The 21964-nt window shown below is 70.1% G+C and carries 31 protein-coding genes and 1 pseudogene; 7 read left to right on the top strand and 25 right to left on the bottom strand.

The features are described 5' to 3' along the window. Nucleotides 1-336: 336 nt before the first annotated feature. Together HJD23_RS36165 and HJD23_RS36160 are read right to left on the bottom strand one after the other, a co-directional pair. Entirely contained in the window at nt 337-1938 is a 1602-nt protein-coding gene (locus tag HJD23_RS36165) for an amidohydrolase (RefSeq protein WP_171109202.1), read from the bottom strand. A gap of 72 nt (nt 1939-2010) precedes the next feature. After that, entirely contained in the window at nt 2011-2451 is a 441-nt protein-coding gene (locus HJD23_RS36160; protein WP_141313606.1) for an Lrp/AsnC family transcriptional regulator, read from the bottom strand. Between the two features lie 268 nt (nt 2452-2719). Here HJD23_RS36160 and HJD23_RS36155 point away from each other — a divergent pair, with 268 nt between their 5' ends. Beyond that, nucleotides 2720-3166: a hypothetical protein gene (locus tag HJD23_RS36155; RefSeq protein ID WP_171109204.1), complete on the top strand. Its 447-nt coding sequence runs from the start codon at nt 2720-2722 to the stop codon at nt 3164-3166. Between the two features lie 18 nt (nt 3167-3184). Here the strand turns inward: HJD23_RS36155 and HJD23_RS36150 are convergent, their stop codons facing one another. The 7 genes and pseudogenes from HJD23_RS36150 to HJD23_RS36125 form a co-directional block, all read right to left on the bottom strand. Further along, complete coding sequence (locus HJD23_RS36150) at nt 3185-4279, bottom strand: phosphotransferase family protein (protein WP_171109206.1); 1095 nt, start codon at nt 4277-4279, stop codon at nt 3185-3187. An 82-nt stretch (nt 4280-4361) separates the two neighbouring features. Further along, on the bottom strand, nt 4362-5483 hold the full coding sequence (locus HJD23_RS36145) for a hypothetical protein (protein WP_171109208.1): 1122 nt from the start codon (nt 5481-5483) through the stop codon (nt 4362-4364). A gap of 435 nt (nt 5484-5918) precedes the next feature. Then, nucleotides 5919-7091 (bottom strand): acyl-CoA dehydrogenase family protein, encoded by a 1173-nt coding sequence (locus HJD23_RS36140; protein WP_171109210.1) that lies wholly within the window; start codon nt 7089-7091, stop codon nt 5919-5921. Between the two features lie 277 nt (nt 7092-7368). Further along, nucleotides 7369-8028: a TetR/AcrR family transcriptional regulator gene (locus HJD23_RS36135; protein ID WP_171109212.1), complete on the bottom strand. Its 660-nt coding sequence runs from the start codon at nt 8026-8028 to the stop codon at nt 7369-7371. Between the two features lie 65 nt (nt 8029-8093). Further along, on the bottom strand, nt 8094-8234 hold the full coding sequence (locus HJD23_RS36130) for an SCO1431 family membrane protein (protein ID WP_171109214.1): 141 nt from the start codon (nt 8232-8234) through the stop codon (nt 8094-8096). 93 nt (nt 8235-8327) lie between these two features. Next, nucleotides 8328-8468, bottom strand: a pseudogene (locus tag HJD23_RS44350) (peptidase C39 family protein); the annotation flags it as partial. 213 nt (nt 8469-8681) lie between these two features. Continuing rightward, entirely contained in the window at nt 8682-8921 is a 240-nt protein-coding gene (locus HJD23_RS36125) for a hypothetical protein (protein WP_171109216.1), read from the bottom strand. A 294-nt stretch (nt 8922-9215) separates the two neighbouring features. On the opposite strand from HJD23_RS36125, the gene HJD23_RS36120 reads away from it, so the two are divergent. Then, on the top strand, nt 9216-9464 hold the full coding sequence (locus HJD23_RS36120; protein WP_171109218.1) for a helix-turn-helix transcriptional regulator: 249 nt from the start codon (nt 9216-9218) through the stop codon (nt 9462-9464). Between the two features lie 11 nt (nt 9465-9475). Here HJD23_RS36120 and HJD23_RS36115 read toward each other — a convergent pair whose 3' ends face one another. After that, the gene (locus HJD23_RS36115; RefSeq protein ID WP_171109220.1) at nt 9476-9703 is read right to left on the bottom strand and encodes a hypothetical protein; all 228 of its coding nucleotides are present in this window, start codon (nt 9701-9703) and stop codon (nt 9476-9478) included. 142 nt (nt 9704-9845) lie between these two features. Between HJD23_RS36115 and HJD23_RS36110 the strand changes: the two genes are divergently transcribed. Both HJD23_RS36110 and HJD23_RS36105 read left to right on the top strand, forming a co-directional pair. Continuing rightward, a complete protein-coding gene (locus tag HJD23_RS36110) occupies nt 9846-10088 on the top strand; it encodes a GntR family transcriptional regulator (protein WP_206326007.1) in 243 nt (80 codons plus the stop codon). Nucleotides 10089-10122: 34 nt separating this feature from the next. After that, the gene (locus HJD23_RS36105; RefSeq protein ID WP_171109222.1) at nt 10123-10302 is read left to right on the top strand and encodes a hypothetical protein; all 180 of its coding nucleotides are present in this window, start codon (nt 10123-10125) and stop codon (nt 10300-10302) included. A gap of 120 nt (nt 10303-10422) precedes the next feature. On the opposite strand, the gene HJD23_RS36100 is transcribed toward HJD23_RS36105, so the two are convergent. Genes HJD23_RS36100 through HJD23_RS36090 form a run of 3 tightly spaced genes read right to left on the bottom strand, consistent with a single transcriptional unit; the run spans nt 10423 to nt 11164 of the window. Then, nucleotides 10423-10599, bottom strand: coding sequence for a hypothetical protein (locus HJD23_RS36100; RefSeq protein WP_171109224.1), 177 nt, complete (start codon nt 10597-10599; stop codon nt 10423-10425). 36 nt (nt 10600-10635) lie between these two features. Continuing rightward, nucleotides 10636-10839, bottom strand: a complete 204-nt coding sequence (locus HJD23_RS36095; RefSeq protein WP_171109227.1) for a hypothetical protein — start codon at nt 10837-10839, stop codon at nt 10636-10638. After that, entirely contained in the window at nt 10829-11164 is a 336-nt protein-coding gene (locus HJD23_RS36090) for a hypothetical protein (protein ID WP_171109229.1), read from the bottom strand. Before HJD23_RS36090 ends, HJD23_RS36095 begins: the two co-directional genes overlap by 11 nt. A gap of 55 nt (nt 11165-11219) precedes the next feature. Between HJD23_RS36090 and HJD23_RS36085 the strand changes: the two genes are divergently transcribed. After that, nucleotides 11220-11561 (top strand): DUF6233 domain-containing protein, encoded by a 342-nt coding sequence (locus tag HJD23_RS36085; protein WP_171109230.1) that lies wholly within the window; start codon nt 11220-11222, stop codon nt 11559-11561. Here HJD23_RS36085 and HJD23_RS36080 read toward each other — a convergent pair. Further along, the gene (locus tag HJD23_RS36080) at nt 11558-12445 is read right to left on the bottom strand and encodes a Ku protein (protein WP_171134107.1); all 888 of its coding nucleotides are present in this window, start codon (nt 12443-12445) and stop codon (nt 11558-11560) included. The genes HJD23_RS36085 and HJD23_RS36080 overlap by 4 nt on opposite strands. Nucleotides 12446-12547: 102 nt before the next feature. Here HJD23_RS36080 and HJD23_RS36075 point away from each other — a divergent pair, with 102 nt between their 5' ends. Next, a complete protein-coding gene (locus HJD23_RS36075; RefSeq protein ID WP_171115510.1) occupies nt 12548-12754 on the top strand; it encodes a hypothetical protein in 207 nt (68 codons plus the stop codon). A 65-nt stretch (nt 12755-12819) separates the two neighbouring features. On the opposite strand, the gene HJD23_RS36070 is transcribed toward HJD23_RS36075, so the two are convergent. The 4 genes from HJD23_RS36070 to HJD23_RS36055 all read right to left on the bottom strand — a co-directional run bounded on the left by HJD23_RS36070 (nt 12820) and on the right by HJD23_RS36055 (nt 15175). Beyond that, nucleotides 12820-12999: a hypothetical protein gene (locus tag HJD23_RS36070; RefSeq protein ID WP_171115512.1), complete on the bottom strand. Its 180-nt coding sequence runs from the start codon at nt 12997-12999 to the stop codon at nt 12820-12822. Beyond that, nucleotides 12996-14027, bottom strand: a complete 1032-nt coding sequence (locus HJD23_RS36065) for a tyrosine-type recombinase/integrase (protein ID WP_171115515.1) — start codon at nt 14025-14027, stop codon at nt 12996-12998. The genes HJD23_RS36070 and HJD23_RS36065 overlap by 4 nt, the downstream gene beginning before the upstream one ends. 235 nt (nt 14028-14262) lie before the next feature. Continuing rightward, entirely contained in the window at nt 14263-14514 is a 252-nt protein-coding gene (locus HJD23_RS36060) for a hypothetical protein (protein WP_171115517.1), read from the bottom strand. A gap of 55 nt (nt 14515-14569) precedes the next feature. Next, on the bottom strand, nt 14570-15175 hold the full coding sequence (locus HJD23_RS36055) for a hypothetical protein (protein WP_171115519.1): 606 nt from the start codon (nt 15173-15175) through the stop codon (nt 14570-14572). A gap of 216 nt (nt 15176-15391) precedes the next feature. On the opposite strand from HJD23_RS36055, the gene HJD23_RS36050 reads away from it, so the two are divergent. Then, nucleotides 15392-15682, top strand: a complete 291-nt coding sequence (locus HJD23_RS36050; protein ID WP_171115521.1) for a hypothetical protein — start codon at nt 15392-15394, stop codon at nt 15680-15682. Between the two features lie 68 nt (nt 15683-15750). Here the strand turns inward: HJD23_RS36050 and HJD23_RS36045 are convergent, their stop codons facing one another. The 7 genes from HJD23_RS36045 to HJD23_RS36015 form a co-directional block, all read right to left on the bottom strand. Continuing rightward, nucleotides 15751-16449 carry a collagen-like protein gene (locus HJD23_RS36045; RefSeq protein WP_171115522.1) on the bottom strand — a complete coding sequence of 233 codons (699 nt, stop codon included), beginning with the start codon at nt 16447-16449 and terminating at the stop codon, nt 15751-15753. After that, the gene (locus HJD23_RS36040; protein ID WP_171115524.1) at nt 16446-16712 is read right to left on the bottom strand and encodes a hypothetical protein; all 267 of its coding nucleotides are present in this window, start codon (nt 16710-16712) and stop codon (nt 16446-16448) included. The genes HJD23_RS36045 and HJD23_RS36040 overlap by 4 nt, the downstream gene beginning before the upstream one ends. A 34-nt stretch (nt 16713-16746) precedes the next feature. Further along, on the bottom strand, nt 16747-17088 hold the full coding sequence (locus HJD23_RS36035; RefSeq protein ID WP_171115525.1) for a hypothetical protein: 342 nt from the start codon (nt 17086-17088) through the stop codon (nt 16747-16749). 8 nt (nt 17089-17096) lie between these two features. Continuing rightward, the gene (locus HJD23_RS36030) at nt 17097-18032 is read right to left on the bottom strand and encodes a LysM peptidoglycan-binding domain-containing protein (RefSeq protein ID WP_171115527.1); all 936 of its coding nucleotides are present in this window, start codon (nt 18030-18032) and stop codon (nt 17097-17099) included. A 62-nt stretch (nt 18033-18094) separates the two neighbouring features. Further along, nucleotides 18095-19861, bottom strand: coding sequence for a right-handed parallel beta-helix repeat-containing protein (locus HJD23_RS36025; RefSeq protein ID WP_171134106.1), 1767 nt, complete (start codon nt 19859-19861; stop codon nt 18095-18097). 1 nt (nt 19862) lies between these two features. After that, nucleotides 19863-20795, bottom strand: coding sequence for a hypothetical protein (locus HJD23_RS36020; RefSeq protein ID WP_171110408.1), 933 nt, complete (start codon nt 20793-20795; stop codon nt 19863-19865). A 3-nt stretch (nt 20796-20798) separates the two neighbouring features. Further along, complete coding sequence (locus tag HJD23_RS36015; protein ID WP_171117775.1) at nt 20799-21962, bottom strand: siphovirus ReqiPepy6 Gp37-like family protein; 1164 nt, start codon at nt 21960-21962, stop codon at nt 20799-20801. Nucleotides 21963-21964: the final 2 nt, after the last annotated feature.

Below are 21964 nucleotides of genomic sequence, written 5' to 3'. Positions count from 1 at the left end.
GTTGTCTACTGAGCGCCCGGGCCCCATCCGGGTCACACCGTGCCGACCTGGCCGGAACGTTCCCCCGCCGTGGCGCGGTCGCTGTGCCTGGCTCCCAGTGGCGGTGCCCCGGTGCGGTACACCGTCCCTGACCCAGCGGCGCCGCGACGAGTGTGCGGACGTAGCCCGGTCGAGCGTCCCGTGGTGGACTCGGCCGAACCTACCCGCCCCGGGCCGCCGCCTGTCAACAGCCGTTTCACCTGCGGGTATTCCCGCCGGGCGCAGGTCGGCCCGGTGGATACGCAGGTCCTGGGACACCGTTTCGGACGTCGATCTCTGTCGCGCCACCCCGGGAGATCACTCGCTCGGCCGCACGAACACGGTCCGGCCGCCCACGACGGTGCGCAGGCAGACGGGCAGGTCGGAGCCGGGGGTCAGGTCGGGCAGCCCGGGGGTGCCGGAGCGCGGGTCGGTGGACCAGCGCGCGACCCGGTCGTCGGGCGCCTGCACGACGAGCTCGCCGGTGCGCCACACGGCGTAGTCCGCGGGCGCGCCCGGCACCAGGACGCCCGCGTCGTCCCGTCCGATCGCCCGCCAGCCGCCCCGCGTGTGCGCCGTGAAGGCGGCGCGGACCGAGACCCGGTGCTCGGGCGTGCGGTGGAAGGCGGCGGCACGGACGGTGCCCCACGGGTCGAGGGGCGTGACCGGGCTGTCGGAACCGAGGGCGAGCGGGACGCCGGCGCGCAGCAGCGCCGCGAAGGGGTTCAGCAGGCGGGCGCGCTCGGCGCCGAGGCGCTGGGCGTACATGCCGTCCGTGCCGCCCCACAGCGCGTCGAAGGCGGGCTGGACGGACGCGGTGAGGCCGAGTTCGGCGAAGGCCGCGATGGTGTCGGGAGTGAGCATCTCGGCGTGTTCGACACGGTGGCGGGCGGCACGGATGCGGGCCAGGCCGAGCTTCTCGGCGGCGGCGCGTACGCCCTCGACGACGGTGGTCACGGCGGCGTCGCCGATCGCGTGGAAGCCCGCCTGGAGGCCCGCCTCGGTGCAGGCGACGACGTGCGCGGCGACGGCGTCGGCGTCCAGGTAGGCGGTGCCGGTGTGGCCCGCGTCGGCGTACGGCTCGTGCAGGCAGGCGGTGTGCGAGCCGAGGGCGCCGTCGACGAACAGGTCACCGGCGGCGCCGATCGCGCCCAGCTCGCGCGTCTTGTCGACATCGCGCTCGGCCCAGTAGCCGACGACGCGCGGGCCGGGCTCCTCGGCGGCGAGCCGCAGCAGGCCGGTGAAGTCGTCCTCGGAGGAGATCTCCGGACCCGCGCACTCATGGACGGAGCCGATGCCGAGGGAGGCGGCGTGCGCGAGGGCGGCGCGCTGGGCCTCGGTGCGCTGCTGCGGCGTGACGGCGGCGAACGCGGCGGCGCGTACGGCGTGATGGGCGTCGCGGGTGAGGGGGGCGTCCTGCCGCTCCAGACCGGGCACGAGGTCGAGCAGGGCCGTGCTGACGACCGCCGAGTGGACGTCGATGCGGCTGAGGTAGAGGGGCCGGTCGCCGGTGGCCTCGTCGAGTTCGGCGCGCGTCGGGGGGCGGCCACCGGGCCAGCGTGCGGCGTCCCAGCCGTGGCCCAGCAGCACGCGGTCGTGGGGGCGGGCGGCGGCGAACTCCCGTACGCGGGCCAGTGCCTCGTCCAGCGAGCCGGCGCCGGACAGATCGAGGCCGGTGAGGGCGAGGCCGGTGGAGGTGGTGTGCACGTGCGCGTCGGTGAACGCCGGGGTGACCAGGGCCCCGTCCAGGTCGACCACCTCGTCCACGCCGTCCGCGAAGGCGTCGGCCGCGCCCTCTGAGCCGACCCAGGCGACCTGGCCGCGCTCGACGACCATCGCGGTCGCGAACGGGTCGGCGGGACTGTGGACCTCTCCGCGACGGAGCAGGACGGTCTTGGCCGGGGCGGTGCGCTCACTCATGAGAGACAGTCTCCCGCCTCACGCGGGCCCCGGTGAACGCAGGGCCCCCGGCTCCCCTCCGACCGCAGCCCCTCAGATCCTCGGCGGCCGAGCCTCGTACGGCGTGGACAGCACCACCGTCGTCCGCGTCGACACCCCCGCCAGCGACCGCAGCCGCGCCAGCAGTTCCTCCAGCTCGTGCGGTGTGGCGACCCGCACCTTGAGGATGTAGTTCTCGTCGCCCGCGACACTGTGGCAGGCCTCGATCTCGGGGACTCCGGCGAGGCGTTCCGCGATGTCGTCGGGGGCGCTGGGATCGAACGGTTTCACCGAGATGAACGCGGTCATCGGCAGCCCCACCGCCTCGGGGTCGACGACCGCGGCGTACCCGCGGATGACGCCGCGCTGCTCCAGCCGGCGCACCCGCTGGTGCACGGCCGAGGTGGACAGCCCCGTGGCCTTGCCCAGGTCGGTGTAGCTCATCCGCCCGTCCCTGACGAGCAGCTGCACGATCTGTCGATCCAGCTCCTCCATGGCGCAAGAACCTACAGTGCGCCTGACCTCATGGGATACCTCAGCGGCGCAGGTCATGCCCGGTTCGTGATGTCCCCGAGAGCAGCCTGTGAGCCACCCGGGGGACGCAGGCGCCGCACATGGCACCTGCGAGCGGCATGTGACGAACGCCACAGGCTTCGAACATTCTCCGTAATGAACTCGTGATTACCCCGGAGAGCGGTTGGGAAGTGCTTGCTGTGGTCGAGGCCGCAGCGCCTTCACGGCCCAGCCCGAGGGGGAGAATCCCATGCAGAGTCTTAAGCGCCCTGGTCGTACCGCACCCAAGCGGCAGCAGCCGGTTGTCGAGCCCGCGCCGGAGGGCGTCGAACCCGACGTCTTCGACGCCGAGGATGTCGACGAACTCGACGCGTACGACACCTTCGAGATGTACCGGGTGATCTGCCCGGACTGCGCACAGCCCATCGCCCTGCTCGCGGACGAGGAGTCCCTCCCGGAGCACGCGCTGTGCGCCTCACCGTGGAACCCGTTCGGACTCACGGTCTGCGCCGGTACGGGCCGCCGGGCCGCCGATGCGCAGCCCGCGGACGAGTCCTTCGAGCCCCAGGAGCAGGACACCGCCCTCCTGCTGACGCTCCCTCAGGGGCTGGACTGGCGGATGCAGCCCTTCTCGCACGTCGGCGGCCCGGGCTCGCGCCCCATGAGGGTCCCGGCCATGCGGCGTCACGCCGCCTGAGAGCTCTCGCTCAGCGCCTCAACCCCAGTAGCTGCCCTGCACCATGGCGCGCAGGCTGTCGTGGTGCAGGATCAGTGTGTCCGGGTCCGCCGGGGCGGCGACTTCACCGAAGTACACCTGACGGCAGGCGACGCGCAGCATCACGATCGCGTGCCGCAGGGCGGCGTACAGCGTGTAGAAGTCCATGTCCTGGGGTGCGTGTCCGGTGAGTCGGGCGTACCGCGCCTCGATCCGGTCGCGGCGCAGGAAGTCCGGCAGCCCGCGCTGTCCCGAGGCGACCGTGAGGTCGTGGAAGAAGCGGTGCAGGTAGACGGTCCAGCCGAGGTCCACCTCGCGCGGGGCCACGGCCGCCATCTCCCAGTCGAGGACGGCGACGGGCTGGAAATCCTGGTAGAGGACGTTTCCGATACGGGCGTCACCCCAGTTGAGCACGGGTGTGCCTGGATCGCGTGGCCACAGCTGCGTCAGCCGGTCGAACGCGTCCTCGATGAGCGGTGAGCGGGCGAGACCGTCGACCACCCACTCGTAGTAGGCGCGTTGCGCTCCGACATGGCGGCGCAGCGCGTCACCTTCACCCGGAAGGGCGAGGAACTCCGCCTCACGCAGCGGCACTTGGTCGTGGAGCCGGGCCAGCAGCCCGATCGTGGCGGCCTCCAGTCGCTCGCGTTCGGCGTCGCTCGCGGCGTGCAGCCAGTTGCCCTCGTAGGTGTACGGCATGACGTCCGGCGGCACGCGCCCCGCGACGCGCTCCATCACGAAGAACGGCGCGCCAAGCGGGCCGGGGTCCTCCTCAAGCCACAGCACGCGCGGCACCGGCACGTCCGTGTGCTCGGCCACCAGGCGCAGGGTGCGGTACTGGCGCGCCATGTCGTAGACCGGGAACACGGTGTACGCCGCCGGATCCGCCGCCAGCCGCAACACGCAAAGACACAGGGGCGTTTCGGGATGCTCGATGTCGAAGAGCAGGGTCTCGCTGGACATGCCGTTCGACGCGGGGGCGGTGACGCCGACCGCCTTGGCGCCGGGCAGACGGGCATCCAGCCAGGCCGTGAGACGGCGGGCGAGGCCCTCGGGGTCTCGGGTGGTGGTACGGGGGCGGGCTTTCACAGCCATGTCGCTTTCATTGCCATGCCACTTTCACCGCCAAGCCTCTTGACCGCCATGTCACCTTCACTGCCGTGTCGTTCACCCTCCATCACGGCGCCACCGAGTCGAACCCCGTGAACCCGCTCGGGTCGTGCCGCCCGAACGAGCCGTGCTCGAAGATGCCGTACCCGATCTCGCCGTCCAGCCGGAAGCGGGCCGCGTGGTCGGTGACGCCGTACGCGGCGACGGGGTGCGCGGCCGGGTCGGCGAGGTCGTAGGTGCGGCGGTCGGTCCAGTCGCGGCCGCGCCAGGTGCCGTGCTGCCAGTCACCGGCGGGCGGATAGCCGGCGCCGACGGCGAGCGGGGACGACGTCAGGACCTCCACGTCCAGCTCCAGCGGCTTGCGCGGGTCGCCGAGGTGGATCAGGGCGCGTTCGGGGTGCCGGGTGCCGGAGCGGTAGGCGATCTCCGGCTGGGGCCAGCCGAGTTGGCGGTCGCGGTGGCCCGGGCGTACGAGGGTCGCGTCGTTCAGCGTGCGGTAGCCGTCGGCGTCCTCCTGCACGATCACCATCAGGAACCGGTCGTCGAAGCGGACCGGGCACCACACCCAGTGGAAGCCCTCGGTCGGGCACTCCTCGGCGAACCGCCCGCCGTCCTCACCGGGGATCGGCCGCACTCCCCAGCTGCGGTCCCGGGTGCCGGTCCACTCACCGGCCCTGAGGCGGATCTCCCGGCCGCCGGCCCGGATCCAGCCGACGCACCGGCCCGCCTGCACGAACCGTTTCCCCTCCAGCGTGAGCCGGCTGCCGCGCCGCTGCTGGTGGTGCGGTTCCCACAGCGCCGGGAAGTCCGCCGACCAGTGGATCTCGTACGACAGTGCGTCCGGGTCGCCCGGGTCGGCGGCGCAGCTCAGCACGTACTCCCGCAGCGGGTGCTCGACGTGGGTGCGCAGCGGGCCGACCGTGAGGCGCATCCGGTCCTCGCCGAGGGCGTCGGACGCGCGGACGGCGTGCAGGGTGTCGCCGATGCGCAGGGTGGCGTACGCGTCGATCACCCCGGTGTTGGGGTACACCCCGAGCCCGGTGATCAGCAGGGCGCGGCCCTGGTGGTCGAGGACGTGGAAGATACTGCGGTCGTAGGCGTTCCGGTCCCCGGTCGCGACGTGCTTCATCGACAGGGGCACCTGGTGAACCGGGTAGTCGTCGAGCGGCACCGGACGGTCGTCGAGCACGGCAAACCTCCCTGAGCGCAGTGCAGTTGACGGTACGTCAGGGAAACGTCGACGGCCAGACACGGAACCGGACCGGTCCGAGACACGGGCGGGTCCGGCCACCACGGCACGAACCCAGGACGGTCTACGAACCCACGCTCGATTCCCCGGCCGGGTGACCTGTCCGCATACCGCAGCGTTGCCCAGGTATGACCCCCACCTCTTCCACGACCGGGCGTCAGTTCCGCGTATTCGTTCCCCGGTACGCAGCATCGCTTCCGGGCTCCGAGCGCCCCCCGCGGGCCCCAGCCCCGCCCCCACCCCCGCAACCGCTCCCCGACCCGCCCATCTACCGCGACCTGATGCGCGCCTGGGCCCACCGCGGCCGCACGCTGCCGGGGCGCCACGACCCGGAGTGGATCCGGCTGGCGGCGCCCCTGGTCAGGCGGGGTCAGTTCAGCGGGACTCCGGACCCGCGAGGTGACGGGCGATGACCATCCGCTGGATCTGGTTGGTGCCCTCGACGATCTGGAGGACCTTGGCCTCGCGCATGTAGCGCTCGACCGGGAAGTCGGCGGTGTAGCCGTAGCCGCCGAGGATCTGGACGGCGTCCGTGGTGACCTTCATGGCGGCGTCGGTGCAGTGCAGCTTGGCCATGGCCGCCTGCCGGGCGAAGGGCCGCCCGGCGTCGCGCAGCCGGGCCGCCGCGAGGTACAGCGCGCGGCCCGCCTCGATCTGCGTCGCCATGTCGGCCAGCATGAAGCGCAGCCCCTGGAAGTCGGCGATCGGCCGCCCGAACTGCCGGCGCTCGGTGGCGTACGCGACCGCCTCGTCGAGCGCCGCCTGGGCCAGGCCGATCGCGCAGGCCGCGATGCCGAGCCGTCCGGAGTCGAGCGCGGACAGGGCGATCGCGAAGCCCTGCCCCTCGTCGCCGATACGCCGGGCGTCGGGGACCCGCACGCCGTCGAAGTGGACCTGGGCGGTGGGCGAGCCCTTCATGCCCATCTTCTTCTCCGGCGCCGCCGCGCTCAGCCCCTCGGCGTCGCCGGGCACCAGGAAGGCGGTGATTCCGCGCGGGCCCTCCTCACCGGTGCGGGCCATGACGGTGTAGAAGTCGGCGACGCCGCCGTGCGTGATCCAGGCCTTGGTGCCGGTGATCACCCAGTCGTCGCCGTCCCGGACGGCCTTGGTGCGCAGCGAGGCGGCGTCGGAGCCGGACGCCGGCTCGGACAGGCAGTACGCGCCGAGCAGGCCGCCGCCGAGCATCGCGGGCAGGTGCTCGACCTGCTGTTCCTTGGTGCCGTAGGTGGCGAGGGCGTAGGAGGCGAGGGTGTGGACGCTGACGCCGAGGCTGATCGTCAGCCGGGCCGCGGCGAGCTCTTCGAGGACCTGGAGGTAGACCTCGTACGGCTGGTCACCGCCGCCGTACTCGGCGTCGTACGGCAGGCCGAGCAGCCCCGACCGGGAGAGCAGGGCGAAAACGTCGCGCGGGAAGCGTCCGGCGTCCTCCTCCTCGGCCGCGTGCGGGGCGATCTCGCGCTGCGCGATGTCGCGGACGAGCGAGATCAGGTCCCGGGCCTCGTCCGTGGGCAGTAGTCGGTCCACCGGCTGCGGGGCGCGGTCGGGCATGGCGACGCTCTCCTCCCTTTCGGGCGCGGCGGCGGACCTACGCCATGGGTGGGCGGCTCCGCCGGGGTCTCACTGCTGCGGCCGATGCTCCTGCTTCCGGGTCACGAAAGCTGCTGACCAGCGGCTGCGCGCTGTGAGTATGCCCGATCGGAGGCATCGAGTCACTGGTTAACGACCGCTTACTTCAGGAATTCCCCGCGCCGGGAAATTGGTCCGCACCATTGACCGAACTGGGACCTCCGCCCCTTTTGACCGAACTGGGACCTCCGCCCCTTTGTCATGCCTCCCGACGGGCGGGCTCCGGGGCCGGGTACGAGGGGTCCAGCTCCTCGATCGCCCGCAGGGCGCCGCCCAGGGTCTTCACCAGCAGCTCGCACATGGTGTCGCGGCTGAGTTCGGGGCGGTCGATCCAGTCGAGCGTGGCGCCCTCGACGCCACACACCCAGCCGAGCAGGCCCATGCGGGCGAGCGGGGCGATGTGCCGTCGGCCGTACGCCCCTTCGGCGATGGTCGTGACGATCACCTCGCGCACCTCGTCCCGGATGGCCTGCACCTCGGTGTCGAAGCCGACACCGCCGCTCACGATCGTGCGGTACGCGGCGTGATGGTGCTCGGCGTAGCGCAGATAGCCGTCGATCGTGCGGTGCACCCGGTCCACGGGCGCGAGCTCCAGCCCCCCGGCCGCGAAGGTGACCAGGTCGGCGACGGAGTCCTGCACGATGGCCAGGTAGTAGCCGCGCTTGGACTGGAAGTAGTAGTAGATCAGCCCCTTGGCGACATGGGCCTGCCGGGCGATGTCGTCCATCGAGAGCGCGTCGTAGGACGTGTCGGCGAACAACCTCCGCCCGATGGCGATGAGTTCGGCGCGGCGTGCCGCCGAACGCTCGGTGCCGCGGGCCCGTGGCCGGGCGGCGCCGCGCTGGTGACTGATATTCAATTTCGACCCTGGTTCCAACGGGCGGCGAGACACCCGCAGTATGGCAGGTCGGCCCGCCCGTCAGGTCACAGCAGTCCCATCTGAGTCACCAGCATCGCCAGCACCACGACGAGGGTCCAGCCCATGATGTGTTCAACGATCTTCGGGCCGTCGTCCTTGGGGCCGCCGGTTCGGACACGGGCGGCGGTGGCTGACTGTGCGGTCATGGTCTCTCGCTGGTGTGTCGTGCGTGCAGTGGACTCCCCCCACCGATCTGTCCACCTTGCCACCGGCAGCGGCTTTTATGGCGGAGACGTTGGTCACAGCACGCCCACAGCAGCGAGCGCCAGCCGCTGGCGGGCGGTCGGATGCGCCGGGAAATACAGGTAGCAGACGCCGCCGGTGCCGGAGACGACCTTGCCGGAGGCGTTGTACCGCTTGGTCCTCAGCCAGATGTTCTCCGTATGGCTTCGTCCGAGTGGCCGACTTGGGGCGACGGCCCGACGGGCCCGCTCTGCCCGGTTGAACTGCTGAGATGTGTTGAGACGGATAGAGACGAGCGGAGACGGATTACTGACGGCTGGGTCTCCCCAAATGCTCCCCGCCGCCCCCCACTCCCCAGATTCTCCCCGGCAACCCTCCCGCCCAGCGAGGGTGCGACCTGCGGAATTACCCTACTGGCCGAGCTCGCCGACACGCCCCGGCTGGTACTCGTTCCCCGAACGCCTAGCCTCATCCCGCCTTATGTCTTCCATCGCGATGACGCAGTCGGCACAGGCCCGGACCTCATGCTCGCCGTCGTCGCGCGGGTGGAGCTTCTTGATGACGGTCGTGTCGACGGTGCCGCGCTCAGGGTGCCGAAAGCAGACGCCCGGACTCCACTGGTAGAGGTCGAGGATCTGCTGGCGGTCCATGTCGTTCTCCTGTTGTGTCGGTCGACTCGGTGTGCGGGGGGTGTGGCCCTGATGCCCGGTCTGCCCTGCTGAATGCGTGGGGCCGGCGTAGTTCACCCGATGGTGTGAACACACGTTCGATTTCTGCACACTACAGCTAGCCCTCCGGCATATGCCAGAACGCCGCAGGGGGCAGTGGCGAGCACAGGCCTCACTCGCTCTACGCGGAACGATGGCCCGTCCGTCGCGCGGGTCCGATCAAAAGCGACAGTTTAGGTACTGACACATGATCGACTCGCCTCGACGGTTTGTCGAGTGCCAGCCCGCCGTACACCCCGCCCCGACTGGGTGCTCCTCGAACAGCAATCCCTCGGCCGCCGCATCCGAGACCTCAGACGCGCCGCCGAGCTCTCGCAGGACCAGTTGGCCGAGCGCTTGGGGGTGGAGCGGCGGACCGTCCAGCGATACGAGAATGCGGTCACCGATCCCCGCTACGCCGACCTGCTGCTCATCGCCCGGGCCCTGGGCGTGCACGCCGACGAGCTACTCCCGCCACGCGACTGACCTACCTGCGGTCAGGCCTGCCGCAGTCGCCGAATCGCGTCGGCGTCCTGCTCCTGCCACGCCTTGTACAGCCGCTCGGATTTCCCGCACCGCCCATCGATGCTGCGGCAGGTCGGGCATCCGGTGGTGTGTCCGACGTAAGCGCTCCAGGCTTCCTGTACGGGGCTGAGGCGGCCGACGCCGGGTAAGGCGCGCAGCCTGCTTCCGGCTGCGGGCTCGGGGTCTCTACGCTCGTCCACGTCGACGGCTCCTTGCGGCTGTCGTCCACGCCCCCGGGCCGGTCGCGCGGTCGCGGGGGTCTGCACTGCAAACCGTACTACCCCAGACTACCCCTGGGGGTAGCTATGGCAGGTCAGGGGGCGTGACCTACCGTCGGCTACCATGATCATCGACAGGGAGGGGCCGGTTCCCCCGTACCGCCAGATCGCCGACGACATCCGCCGGAAGATCGAAGACGGAACGATTCCCCCAGGCCGGCGCATCCCCTCGATCGTCGAGATGGAACAGGAGTACGACGTCGCCCGCGACACCCTCCGCAAAGCCACCAAGCTGCTGAAGGAAGAGGGCCTGGTGGAGACGGTGACCGGCATGGGCCTGTTCGTCGTCGACCGTCAGAAGCCATAGTCCGCTGTCAGACCCGGCGGCTACGCTGATCGCCATGTCCGCCACTCCCCCGCCTTCTGGTGCCGCGCGGTCTGCTGCGGTCGTGGATGCGGAGATCCGTGCCCTGCTGCAGGAGACGGGCGGCTGGTTGTGGGGGCCGACGCGGGAGCGGTACGAGCAGCTGCGCGATGAGTGGGTGCGGGCCGTGCACGAGGAGATGACCACCGCGGCGTAGCAGCCTGCCCCGGTGCATCACGCCGGGGCAGGACCAGCAGCAAACCCGACTTGTTCGTCGGATGATGAGCTCAGGCTACTCGCCGCCACCGACAACGCCGGGCCGTCGCGTCGACAGCACTTAGGTGCCCGAGCCGAATCCCTGCTCGGCAGCCTGCTGTAGCCCTGCCTGAATCCGCTGAAAGCCGTCACCGATTGACTGCAAGGCGGACGACATCGGGATCACGGGGGCTGGCGGGTAGTGGCGGTCGAGCTGCTTCAGCGCGCGGTCGACACTCGGGTACGGGCGGTGGGCCATGGTCCCCTCCTTCGTTCCCGCCAGCATGGCAGACGGTCACTCCGCGCCCGGCCACTCCGTCAACGTCTCGCCCGTCTCCTCGTCGACGAGGGTGATGCGGGCGTCGGGCAGGCTGCCGTACTCGCCGACCCAGCTGCTGAACTTCCTGCGCGCGGTGGCCTCGCTGCCCCACCACCCGTGCTGCACCGGGCGGCTGGCGGAGGTGAGCAGCAGGTGGTAGCGCTCCGGGTCAGTCGCCATGCTGCCACCCCGTCTCGTCTGTCCACGCACTCACCGGCAGCTCGCCCGCGGTCTCGCGCAGGTCGGCGAGGATCTTGCTCAGCGGGGCGGGCAGCTTCGGTATGACGGCGAGGCTGTGGTCGCGGCACAGGTCCAGCCAGCGCGGCCCATACCCGGCGGGCGCGATGACTCGGGTGGTGCGGGTGTCGTCGCCGCAGATCGAGCACGGCAGCGGCGGCCAAGCGGAGAGCCGCGCACGCTCGTCCGGCCGCCACTGCACGGCTGGCGCCCGGTCGAGGAGAGCAGGGTCGACGCGGTGCAGCGCGACCAGGTCCGCGACGTCCACGCTTCCTCCCTACCCTGGCGCGCCAGTGTGTGCCACCGATCATAGAATCGAACGCGTGAACGATGCACCATCGCCGTCCCGGCTCGACCTGCTGCGCTTCCTCGAACGCGTCCAGCAGCGCGACCTGGACCGCACCCGGCGGTGGATCGCAGACGAAGAGCGCCGGGAGGCACAGAGGCGTGCGACCGAGGAACGGCGACCCCCGCCGCCTGACTGGCTGATCGAGCAGAGCCTCAGCCGCGACGTGCCACCGGTGTACGTACACGTCGGCGGCTGCCACATGGCGGGCAAGCGGTCGAAGGGCGTGACACGGGATGCCGCGCTGCGGGCGCTCACCGACGGCGTGGATGCCTGCCCGCACTGCCGGCCGGACACCGAGCTCGGGATCCTCGACTAGGCGCTCTTGGCCTTCTTCTTTGCCGCGGTCTTCTTGGCCGGCTGCGTCTTCGCCGCCTTCTTCGCAGGTGCCTTCTTCTTCGGCGCCTGGGCGTCCTCGCCGCGGGCCGCCCGTGCCTGGGCTACGGACTCGTTCAGCGCGGCCATCAGGTCGACCAGCTGGCCGGGCTCGGCCGTAGGCTCGGGCAGCTCTGGCGGCGCGCGGTGCTCCCGCTTCGCCTCGATGATCTGCTCCATGGCTTCCGTGTAGGTGTCGCGGAATTCCGGGTCGTCGAGGTCATCGCGGGTCATGTTGTCCATGAGCGCGAGGGCGCCTTCGATCTCGTCGTCGGACACCTCGACCGGCTCAGGGAGCAGCTCTGTGGGGTCGCGGATTTCGTCGGGCCAGCGCATCGCGTGCAGCACGATGACGTCGTCCCGGATCCGGAGAAGCCCGAGGCGCTCGCGCCCGGACCAGGCGTACTTGGCGACGGCCACCTTCGACGAGCGGCCCAGCGCTTGGACCAACAGCTTGTACGGTTTCGCTGCGACGGGCTGTGCCGGGGCCAGGTAGTAGCCCTCGCCGATGCGGATCGGGTCGACGGAGTCCAGCGGCACGAACGCCACGATCTCGATCGCCTTAGCCGTCGGCAGGGGGAGCTGCTGCAGCTCCTCATCCGAGATCGGGATGACCTGCGTCTTGCTCAGCTCGTAGCCCTTGCCGATCTCGCCCTGGTCGACCTCACGGTCCTCGATCTCGCAGTACTTCCGGATGCGGACGCGGCCCATGTCCTCCAGGTGGTACTGGTGGAAGCGGACCGAGTGGTCCTCGGTGGCCGACTGCACGTTGATCGGCACGGTGACCAGGCCGAAGCTGATGGCGCCTGACCAGATGGTTCGGGGCATGGGACACCTCCGCGACTACCCCGAGCAGCATCAGCCTACGAGCGGCGCGGCGGGCACGCACGCTGCTACCTTGTCGCCCTCACCGCACGCCCTGGGGGGACCGTGAAAATCATCTGGCTACTGCTCGCTGTCCTGCTCGGCTGCCTTGCCCTCGGCGGTGTCGCGCAGCTCACGGAACGCGTCGACCCAATCGAAGTCGCCATCACGCTGCTCCTCGCCTACGGAGCATGGGCCTGCTGGAAGCGCGCAGGCCTCGCACGCAAGCAGCCACCCGACGTCGACGCCAACCGTCGGCCCTGGCAGCGCTGACACGACAGCGCCCGCCTCGACGGGGGAACGAGGCGGGCGCTGCATTCTGTGTGGCACGGGGTGGGTCAGGGTTCCTCGTCGTCAGCTTCGGATGCGGCCTTCTGTTCCGCGATCAGCTCGTCGTAGAGGTCGAGGATGCGCTGGTTGGCTCCCGGAGAGAGGGGCTTCTGCCAGGTGATCTCTCCCGTCTCGTACCAGATCTCCATCCAGTCTTTGGGCGGCTCCCCGATCGGCTCGTTGCTCATGACTTTCCCTGCGGCTGGAGTCGTTCGCCGAGCCGCGCGGCGAGGGCGTAGGCGGGGTGGTTGTCGAGCTGGCGGCGGCGCCGGTTGTACCGCTGGGTGGTGCGCGGGTCGGAGTGCGAGACGGCGTCCTGGACGTCTTGGAGGGGGACGCCGTTGGCGAGGTTGTCGGTGATGAACTGGTGCCGCAGCGTGTGGGGTTTGATCGTGGCGGCTTGCGGGATGTCTGCGCGGCGAGCAAGGACGCGGAGGTGCTTCCACACTTCGGGCTGGGTCCAGCGACGGCCGGAGTCTGTGACGAACAACGGCCCGTCGGTGCGGTTGCCGAGGTAGGCGAGGAGTGCGTCGAGGGCGAGCGGCGGCACGGGCGCGGGCCGCTTCTTCCCGCCCTTCTGGGTGAGCGGCAGGGTGCGGTGTCCTCGGTCGTAGCCGAGCTGGTCGGCGTTGAGGGAGAGGAGTTCGTCGACGCGGGCGCCGGTGAGGTAGAGGAGCATGACGAGGGCGTAGGAGCGGGGCGCCCAGTCGCGCGCGGTCCCGATGAGCCGCATCGTCTCCTCATCCGTCATTCCCTCGGTGGGCGAGTAGTCGGGGTCGATGTCCGGGCGCGGGACCTTGGCGAAGGGGTCGTAGTCGGTGGCCTCGACGTCGATGGCGTAGCCGTAGAAGGAGCTGGCGGCGGACAGGGCCTGGGCGACCGTGGTGTCTTCTGGCGGCTTGCCGAGCCGGGTGGGCGTCTTGGCGACGCGTTTGGCGTAGGCCTCGGCGAGCATCCGCTTCGCGGTGAAGGGGTGCACGCCCGCGCCTCGTGCGTACTCCTCCCACTGCCGGAAGGTGCGGGCGTAGGCCCGCCTTGTGTGGCGGCTCTTCTGGCGGGCGATCCATCCTCCGGCGATGGTGGGTAGCGGGTCGTGGTCGCCATAGATGGTGGTGAGGTGGTCGGCGAGTGCGCGGGCTTCGTCGGGCCAGTCGTCGCGGGGGTCGTGCCGGTCGGTCGACAGCTCCGCCGACGGACGCGGGACTAGGGCGGTCACTCCTCGCACCCCAGGTTCTTGAGGTCAGGGTGATGCAGCCACATCAGGATCGCCTGAGCGTCAAGCACGGCCTGACCGGCGGGTGTCGGCTCGACTGGCTTGAAGCCGGTCGCGTACTCGCAGTCCGCGTCTTGGCAGGCGTGGTCGTCGCCAGCGGGCCAGTAGAGCAAGGGCGTCTTGTGGATCGGGCAACGGCACCGGTCAGTGCATCGGTGCGGGCGCGGGACGCGGGCATTCATTCTTCCAGCTCCCCACGTAGCTGCAGGATGGCGATGGAGATGCCCGTGCAGGCTGCCGCCCACACGCCGCAGGAGCAGTAGGACCAGCCGTTGGTCCATCCTTCGCATCCTTGCGAGTGGCCGGGCTCGTGGTCTGCCGCTTCGCGCGCCTTGTTGTATAGGGCTTGCATCTCGGCATTGCCGCCGTAGGGCGGCACTCGCACTTCCTTCGGGGCGCAGATGGCCGCATGGACGGGCGGTTGGGTCATGGCTACCAGCCCTCTGGTGTCTCGATGTGCGGCGTGCCCGCCCTTGTGTCATTCATCAGAGGTTCCCCTTCGGCTTGCTCGGGTTTGGGATGGCGATGCGTGAGGACAGTTGGTCGCCAGTCATCCACCCTGACTGGATGAGCGCTGGCAGAGCCGTCATGATCCGATCCCATTGGGTGTCCAGGGCTTGGTCTGCGAGGTCGTGCAGCACGCTGTAATCGACCGGTCCGTCACCGAAGGTAGGGCGAGGCTGGGGTGCCATCTCAAAGACGGCAGCCCGGTCGTGCGCTGCGGTCAGCTCCGCCATGGCAGCAAGGCTCGGCGTCCACAGTGCCGTCTCTCGCAACCACCGGTCCACGGCGCGCTCGCCCGCGACCAAGCCGACGAACATCGCTGTGGTCGCCTCGCGGGAGGCGCATGCAACTTCGGCGTGGCCCCTGAAGTCGTCGCCTACGCCTAGGCTCGCTACGTGGAAGCCTCCAGCCATCCAGACAACTGCGTGCCCTAGTTCATGCACCGCAGCGATGGCACGGCTGTCTGCCTCTGACAGGCCGAGCGCCTGGGGGTTGATCTCTCCGTGTAAGGACTCGTCTTCCAAGCGGTTCCTTGTCGGGTAGGGCGTCCCGTCAGCCGTGATGATCTCTCGGTGCCAGATGGTCATTGCCTCCCTCCCTTCCGTTCACGAGTATGGGATAACTGTCATTATCAACCATAGAGTTGGGTGATCGCCAGCACTTCCGGAGACGACAGTGAGCCCCGCTCCTCGGTGGGAGCGGGGCTCGGATACGGCATGTTATCGAGGGTTGCACCGCCCAATGGGGCGCGATGCAGAGGAGGTTCGACCCCCCTGGTTTGACACCATGGCTAGCCTCCGACCATGAGCACATACCAAGGGCGGGCGATTCTCATCACGGACGAGGGCGTAGAGATCGCCGTCGGCGCACAGTTGCGGAGTTGGCGGGACGGGCGCCGCGCATCGTGGGGCGGAAGACTCACGATCGACGGCGAGTACTGGGACATCCTCAAAAACAAGGATGAAGGTCTCAGGCTCCGGCTCACCAACGGGAACGAGGCCACGTTCAACCGTCCGCACAAGCAAGACATCCCAGCCTTCCCCGGCGCCCCGTTCTTCTTTACCGTCATGGGGGACGGCGACGTGCCGTTCTGAGCACGACGAAGCGCCCCACTCCCCCGCCGCGGCGGAAGAGTGGGGCGCTGTCGTTCATGCCGATTCGTCTACGGATACTGGCGGCGGGCGGGATCGAGGCCCGCGGCGACCGGGAGCAGGCCGCCACCGTCGTCTCCGCCGCTGGTGTTGCGGCAGGTGTAGTGCGTGGATCCGTCACCGTCCGGGGTGCACTCGTAGATGGCGCCCCTGTACTCGAACGTCCAGCCGCTGGGTGCGGGGCCCCGTGGTCCTTGCTCGCCGGGCTCGCCCGCCGGGCCCTGTGGCCCAGCTGGCCCAGGCTCGCCCTGCGGCCCGGGAGGTCCGGCCTCGCCGGCCTCGCCGTCTGCCCCGTCGGCGCCGGGCTCGCCGGATGGCCCGGGCGCCCCCGGCGTGCCGTCCTGGCCGTCGCTGCCGCGCGAACCGGACGGGCCAGGCGACCCCGGCTCGCCGGGCTCGCCCTCGGGGCCGGGTGGCCCAGGAATCGGTACAGGTACCTGCTCCCGGGACGGCAAGTCCTCAACCGCCTGGCCCGGGTCGGGGGCCCTCGGTGTCTGACCCGCCGCCTGCACCTGCGCGCGCAGCACCCGCACATCGCTGGCGAGCGTCGACACTGCCTCGCCCCGCCGGTCCGCCTCGGCGGCCAGCCGGTCGACTTGCTGCTGCCCTTGCAGCCACACGACGCCGATAGCGCCGCCGAGGAACAGTAGCGCGGCGGCAATCCACAGGACGTGGCGGCGCCGGTACAGGAGGCTCTCCGTGCGCGTCACGGCTCACCCCCGAGCTGCTGCACCAAAAGCTTCAGGCGGGTGACTTCCGCCTTCTCCGTGGCCAGCTCCAGGCGCACCTGGGCGAGTTCGGCGCGCAACTCTTTGCGCTCTTCCTGGAGCTGGTCGGTCAGCGAGTTGTATCCGGTGATGACTCCGCCCTCCCGCTGCGCGCGGTTGGCACCTCTGGTGCCATACATGGCTGCCAGTGCGGCCACGGGTGCGCCGACGAGAGCGGCTATCGCCGTAACCATGGCGGCGTCCATGAGGCGCCCTTCCGGTCGCGCATAGCTGGCAGGGTCAGACGCTCTTCGTGGTCGGGGCGGTCGGTGTCACCTGTCCGCGGGTGAGCAGTCCGAGCACAGCGAGCACGACGGCGTTCAGGGCGCCGATCTTCTCCGCGCCCAGCTCCAGACCGTAGGCGGCGAGAAGTGCGGCGACCGCGGCGACGAGGCCGGTGAACGCAGACGGTGCGATCGGGCGGGTGACGGCGGCGGTGGCTGCGGCGAACACGGCGGAGATGACGGCGACGATCGCGCCCGCCTGCTCGGCAGAGAGGCCGAAGTTGAAGGTGGCCAGCAGCGACAGCGCGGCGCTGATCGTGGCGATGATGAGAGCCGGCTCGCGACCGAAGATACGCATGGGTGTCCTCACTTCTTGGGGAGCTTGAGCTTCTGGCCGACGCTCAGGTCGTCGGGGTTCTTCAGGCGGTTGAGGCTGGCGATGTCCCGCCAGCGGTCGCCGTCGCCGAGCCGGGATGCGGCGATGGACCAGAGGGTGTCGCCCTTGCGCACGGTGTACGTGGTGACCGTGGCGCCGGTCAGCTTGAGCTTCTGCCCGACGTCGATGTGGCTCGGGTCCTTGAGGTCGTTGGCGTCGACGATCGCGGGCACCGTGGTGCCATGCGCGCGGGCGATCGCCCACAGGGTGTCGCCCTTCCGCACCGTGTACGTCGTCCCGCTGTGCGAGCCGGAGCCGCCGCCGGTGGGCGGCTTGGCGCCGAGCCGCTTTGCGATCCGAGCCCGCATGGACGTCATCGTGAAGCCGCGCGGGTCGACCTTCCCCGGCTGCCACTCCAGGTGGCCGATGACGGACGCGGCCTTCCATCCGTGGTGTCGGCAGATCGCGGCCGACACCTTCTCGATGGCGAGCAGCTGCGCGGCCGGCCACGGGTCCTCGCCGTCGCCGAGGTTCTCGCACTCGAAGCCGTAGAAGTACCGGTTCCCGTCGCGGTTCGTCTCGTTGTCCGGCGGCAGGGCGGCCTCGGCGATGACGGCACGCAGTACGTCGTCGTCACCGCTCCCGGCGTGGTTGGCGCGCCCGTAGCCGACCAGGTGGACGCGGCCGTCCTTGGTGATGACGCCGTGGCACAGCGGGCCGGGTAGTCCTGCGTAGCCCTTCCGGCACAGCTCCACGGTGTGGGCGCTGCCACGGGTGACGGTGTGGTGGATCATCACGCCGTGCACGGGTCCCCACGGGCCGACGTGGTTGCGGTTGTGGGTCTCCCAGTCGCCGACCTCGACGACCGTGAGCCCCTCGGCGCGCAGCAGCGCGGCGAAGTTGGCTGCGCTGGGCGGTGTGGCCATGTGTTGCTCCAGACATGTGGAAAGCCCCGGCCATTGGCGCGGGGCGGCGGGGTGAGGGCGGGTCAGGTGATGCGGGTCAGCTTCAGCGCGCACCCGGCGCGCAGGACCGTGTCTGCCGTGTTCGACGTGTTCTGCGCCCACGACAGCGTGAGATTGCCTGCAGTCGCTCCGGTGACCAGCGTTCCCTTGAGGGTGGTGCCGGTGGCGCTGGCGAAGGTGACGACGCCGGTCGGGCCGACCACGCCGACGCCGTCGTTGTCGGTCCACGTCATCGTCGCCCCGGCCGGAGCGATCCACGTCATCCGCATCCCGCCGCCGCCGTTGGTCCACACAGCCACGCACTCGACGTCATAAGTCGAGTTCGCCTCGACCTCCAGCGTCAGGTCCGGGTCTGCGGCCGGGGTAATGGTGCTCGCGCGTGGGGTGTCCGCGTCCTTGATGGCTTTGGTCGCGATCGTGGCAGTTCCGGCGCCGAGGTTGTGGGTGAAGACGGTGCCCGCGCCATCGATCTCCACAGTGCCGACCGCCAGCGCGCCCTTGGTGATCAGCGTGTTGCCGACGATCAGGTTCGGCCCGGCGTCGCCGGTGGCTTCTTCCCGGATCAGCGAGCGCGTCTTTCCCGCCGTGGTCGAGGAGGCGATGCTGTTGCCGACGATCAGGTTGTCGCGGGTGCCGAATTCGAGGTGGATGCCGGAGACTTGGCCGGTGAGAGAGCCGACTTCGCCGGGGCTGAAGATGGTGCAGCCGGTGATGACGTTCCCGGTCCCGACGATGAAGATGCTGTCGCCTGCGGTGCCATCGAAATTGCAGCCGTTGATCTTCGTGGCTGACGCGTCCTGAATACGGATGCCCTTGGTGTTGTTGTCGGCGCCGCCCACGAAGTTGCAGGCGTCGATGAACTGTGTTCCAGCCCGGTCGAGGATGCACACCGCGGTCTCGAAGGTCGTACCGCCGGAGCCGCCGAGGAACTCGAAGTCGCAGGCCACGATCTGATTCTCATCGTTGCTGTCGCAGTGAATGCCCCGGCCGGGGCCCTCCGATCCCATGGACTGGTCGAAAAGGCAGCCGAAGATCCTGTTGTTGTGGCCGAACGCGCCGCCCGTCTGCGGCCCCAGGTACAGGGCGTCGTCGCGGCAGGCGATGAAGTGCACGTTGTCGATCCTGCACGCCACCGCCCCGGCCCCGTAGATCCCGCCCGACGCTGCAGTCTGCCCGGACTCGTTGCCGTCGATCGTCAGATCCTTGATCGCGACCCGCGTGTCCGCACCCGACATCTCGATCGCGTAGCAGTCAGCGCCGATCGCCAGCTTCAGCACCGACGTCCACCCGGAACCGACGATCGTCGGCGCCTCACCGGCAGGCAGCAGTAGCGGCTGCGACAGCATGTACGTGCCGCGCGGGATGTAGACGGTGCCGCCCGGCACCGTGGTCGCCGCGTCGATCGCGGCCTGGATGGACGCGGTGTCGTCGCGGACGCCGTCACCGGCGGCGCCGAAGACGGGGTCCGTGACCACGAGCCAGTCGAGGCTCGTCAACGCGTTGCTGCTGAGGTCTCGGGTCGCGATCCACGCCCGCGTGCTGCCGCCTGCCGCCTCGGCCCACATGCCGAGGATCCCGTCCGGGCCGGAAAACTCCGGCAGCGCCCCGAACTCGTCCGTCGTCACCTGGGTGATCGGCGTACCGGTGGCGTCCAGCAGGTCGGTGTACTGCATGCCGCCGTCGGCGTCGTCCCAGAAGGTCACCACCGCGCCCGCGGCGACACCCCACAGCCCGTCCGAGGGCTGCACCACAAAGTCCGCCACACCGGCGCCGAATTTCGCACGTGCCATGTCACACCACCCACGAGACGCTGTTCGGCATCACGACGTCGCCCGTCGAGATGCCGGGATGCTGGGTCAGCCACACCTGCCCAGCGCGGCTGTTGGTAGTGGCGTAGACGGTGCAGCGTCCGATCCGTGACCCGGTCAGATACGCCACCGCGTAGATGTGGTGGGTGGGCCGGTACGCCGCCGGGATCAGCACCGGCAGCCGACTGTCCGACGCGGCGCTAAAGCTCGACCCCACCCGATCGAACTCACCCAGCCTGAAGTGGACGTTTCCGTTGCGCTCCCAGATGACCGGCGTAATCCCCACTTCCCATGACGACAAGGCGGAGGAGACGTTGATGACGCCGGAGTCGGAGTAGACGACGATCCACGCGGCGCCGTTCCACAGGATCAGTCGTCCTGTGTCCAGCTCGTAGCCGACCTCGCCGCGGCGCGGCAGGGCCGGGCGGCTGAGCGACGTGCAGGGCCGCAGCCGAGTCCCCACGTACTGCTCAACCCTCGTCACGGACACCACGCTCGCACCGTTGAGGATGGTCACCTGGGCGAGCGGGATCTCGTACACGCCCGTGTCGCCGGTGTCCTGCACCAGCGCCGGGGCACCCGCGCCCGGGGTGCCCTCGCGGAGGGTGGCCCGCAGGTCCCACGTCGCGCGGTCCAGGCGCAGCACCACCCAGTCCACCCGCGTGGAGCCGCTCGCGTTGGCGCTGACGGGCAGGTTCACGGTGGTCGTGCCGGAGTACCAAGCGTGCCCGCGCACGGACGCATACACCCCGGCGCGAACATCCGCCGACAGACCCACCCCAGCGGACACCACCGCGGTGTCGTTCGGGTCGCCGTACACCCCATCGTCGCTGAACCGCGAGGCCAACTTCTCGTACTCGGCGTCCGTGACGTTGCGGGCGTTGTAGTTGGGCGACGGCCACGAGTTCTGGGCCATCGGTTACCTCGCTTCCAGTCGTCCGAGCCGTCGGCCCAGTTCTCGTACCAGCCGCACCATCTGCGGATCGCTCGTAGCCTCAGGCGAGCCCACCAGCGACGTGACGTACTCGCCGCTGGTCGGGGTGGCCTGCAAGTGGATGCTGCGGACCAGGTCGGCCACCTCCAGCCCGGTCGGCAACGCGACCGTCACTCGGTCGCCGAGGGTGTAGTCCCGGCCCGCCTTCAGGTCCTCGGTGTCGACCGTCACGGTCGCGAGCTCCACCGGGGCCGCGCCGCCGGCGAGTGCCTCGTTGCCGTCCTGGGTGAGTTCGCCGTTGGTGTCGGTCTCGGCGGTGCCGCTGACGAGCTGCTCCACCCGCCACCACGCGGACGCCGCGACGGCGTCGGCGACCTCGACGAACTTGCGGTCCGCCGGAGCCTCGACCTCCGACCCCTGCACCAGGGCGTGGGTGACCGTCGGTGCGCTCTGTTTGTAGGTGACGGCGCGCAGGTTGCCGAGCCCTTCGGCGAATCGGGCCGTCGCCGTCCGGTCGACGGGTGCGTACACCTCGAACTCGATCTGAGACGAGGTCTGTCTGGTGCGGAAACCGAGGCCGCCGCCGTCGATCGCCACCCGGCGGCACGCCGCCAGCAGACCCTCGAAGCGGGTATTCACGCTCGTCGTCGTGCCGACGCCGGCCACGGGGGCGAGGGCCAGATTCGCAATCTGCCGCGCCGCGAGCGCGCCCGGCCCGCAGTTGACGTTCACCAGAGTCCGGATGATCGTCTCTGCGTTGGTGCTGGTGATCGAGTACGAGGCGGTGTCGGGCTGGTTCGCCCACGTGACGGCGGGATCGGCCCACGTGATGTGTCCGGCGGCCAAGGCCAGGTCGTCGGAGAAGTTGACCCGCACCTTGCCTGGTGGGGCCTCGCCCTCACTGCCGATGCCCCAGGAATAGTCCTGCGTGATCTCCATGGGGCCGGCCATCCAGATCTCACCGTCACGGATGACGACAAGGCGATGACCTGGCTGGAGTTGCGCCATGACGTAGGGGTGTGCGACCAAGTCCACCGAGCCGCTTCCTGGCTCGTTGAAGCGCAGCGTGGCGTCCAGCGCTGTCCAGTCGGCGAGCGGATCCCCCTGCACGGCGAGGCCCTCGTCAGTGACGAGGAGCTGGATCGCCACGG

Source organism: Streptomyces sp. Z423-1, from assembly GCF_013009255.1.
Classification (GTDB): domain Bacteria; phylum Actinomycetota; class Actinomycetes; order Streptomycetales; family Streptomycetaceae; genus Streptomyces; species Streptomyces gossypiisoli.
This window is presented reverse-complemented; position numbering and strand designations above follow the sequence as displayed.

Coding starts and splice junctions, on each gene's coding strand:
- HJD23_RS36165 (WP_171109202.1), bottom strand. CDS start 1,938: ATGAGTGAGCGCACCGCCCCGGCCAAGACCGTCCTGCTCCGTCGCGGA.
- HJD23_RS36160 (WP_141313606.1), bottom strand. CDS start 2,451: ATGGAGGAGCTGGATCGACAGATCGTGCAGCTGCTCGTCAGGGACGGG.
- HJD23_RS36155 (WP_171109204.1), top strand. CDS start 2,720: ATGCAGAGTCTTAAGCGCCCTGGTCGTACCGCACCCAAGCGGCAGCAG.
- HJD23_RS36150 (WP_171109206.1), bottom strand. CDS start 4,279: ATGGCTGTGAAAGCCCGCCCCCGTACCACCACCCGAGACCCCGAGGGC.
- HJD23_RS36140 (WP_171109210.1), bottom strand. CDS start 7,091: ATGCCCGACCGCGCCCCGCAGCCGGTGGACCGACTACTGCCCACGGAC.
- HJD23_RS36130 (WP_171109214.1), bottom strand. CDS start 8,234: ATGACCGCACAGTCAGCCACCGCCGCCCGTGTCCGAACCGGCGGCCCC.
- HJD23_RS36125 (WP_171109216.1), bottom strand. CDS start 8,921: ATGGACCGCCAGCAGATCCTCGACCTCTACCAGTGGAGTCCGGGCGTC.
- HJD23_RS36110 (WP_206326007.1), top strand. CDS start 9,846: ATGATCATCGACAGGGAGGGGCCGGTTCCCCCGTACCGCCAGATCGCC.
- HJD23_RS36105 (WP_171109222.1), top strand. CDS start 10,123: ATGTCCGCCACTCCCCCGCCTTCTGGTGCCGCGCGGTCTGCTGCGGTC.
- HJD23_RS36100 (WP_171109224.1), bottom strand. CDS start 10,599: ATGGCCCACCGCCCGTACCCGAGTGTCGACCGCGCGCTGAAGCAGCTC.
- HJD23_RS36095 (WP_171109227.1), bottom strand. CDS start 10,839: ATGGCGACTGACCCGGAGCGCTACCACCTGCTGCTCACCTCCGCCAGC.
- HJD23_RS36080 (WP_171134107.1), bottom strand. CDS start 12,445: ATGCCCCGAACCATCTGGTCAGGCGCCATCAGCTTCGGCCTGGTCACC.
- HJD23_RS36070 (WP_171115512.1), bottom strand. CDS start 12,999: ATGAGCAACGAGCCGATCGGGGAGCCGCCCAAAGACTGGATGGAGATC.
- HJD23_RS36060 (WP_171115517.1), bottom strand. CDS start 14,514: ATGACCCAACCGCCCGTCCATGCGGCCATCTGCGCCCCGAAGGAAGTG.
- HJD23_RS36055 (WP_171115519.1), bottom strand. CDS start 15,175: ATGACCATCTGGCACCGAGAGATCATCACGGCTGACGGGACGCCCTAC.
- HJD23_RS36050 (WP_171115521.1), top strand. CDS start 15,392: ATGAGCACATACCAAGGGCGGGCGATTCTCATCACGGACGAGGGCGTA.
- HJD23_RS36040 (WP_171115524.1), bottom strand. CDS start 16,712: ATGGACGCCGCCATGGTTACGGCGATAGCCGCTCTCGTCGGCGCACCC.
- HJD23_RS36035 (WP_171115525.1), bottom strand. CDS start 17,088: ATGCGTATCTTCGGTCGCGAGCCGGCTCTCATCATCGCCACGATCAGC.
- HJD23_RS36030 (WP_171115527.1), bottom strand. CDS start 18,032: ATGGCCACACCGCCCAGCGCAGCCAACTTCGCCGCGCTGCTGCGCGCC.
- HJD23_RS36025 (WP_171134106.1), bottom strand. CDS start 19,861: ATGGCACGTGCGAAATTCGGCGCCGGTGTGGCGGACTTTGTGGTGCAG.
- HJD23_RS36020 (WP_171110408.1), bottom strand. CDS start 20,795: ATGGCCCAGAACTCGTGGCCGTCGCCCAACTACAACGCCCGCAACGTC.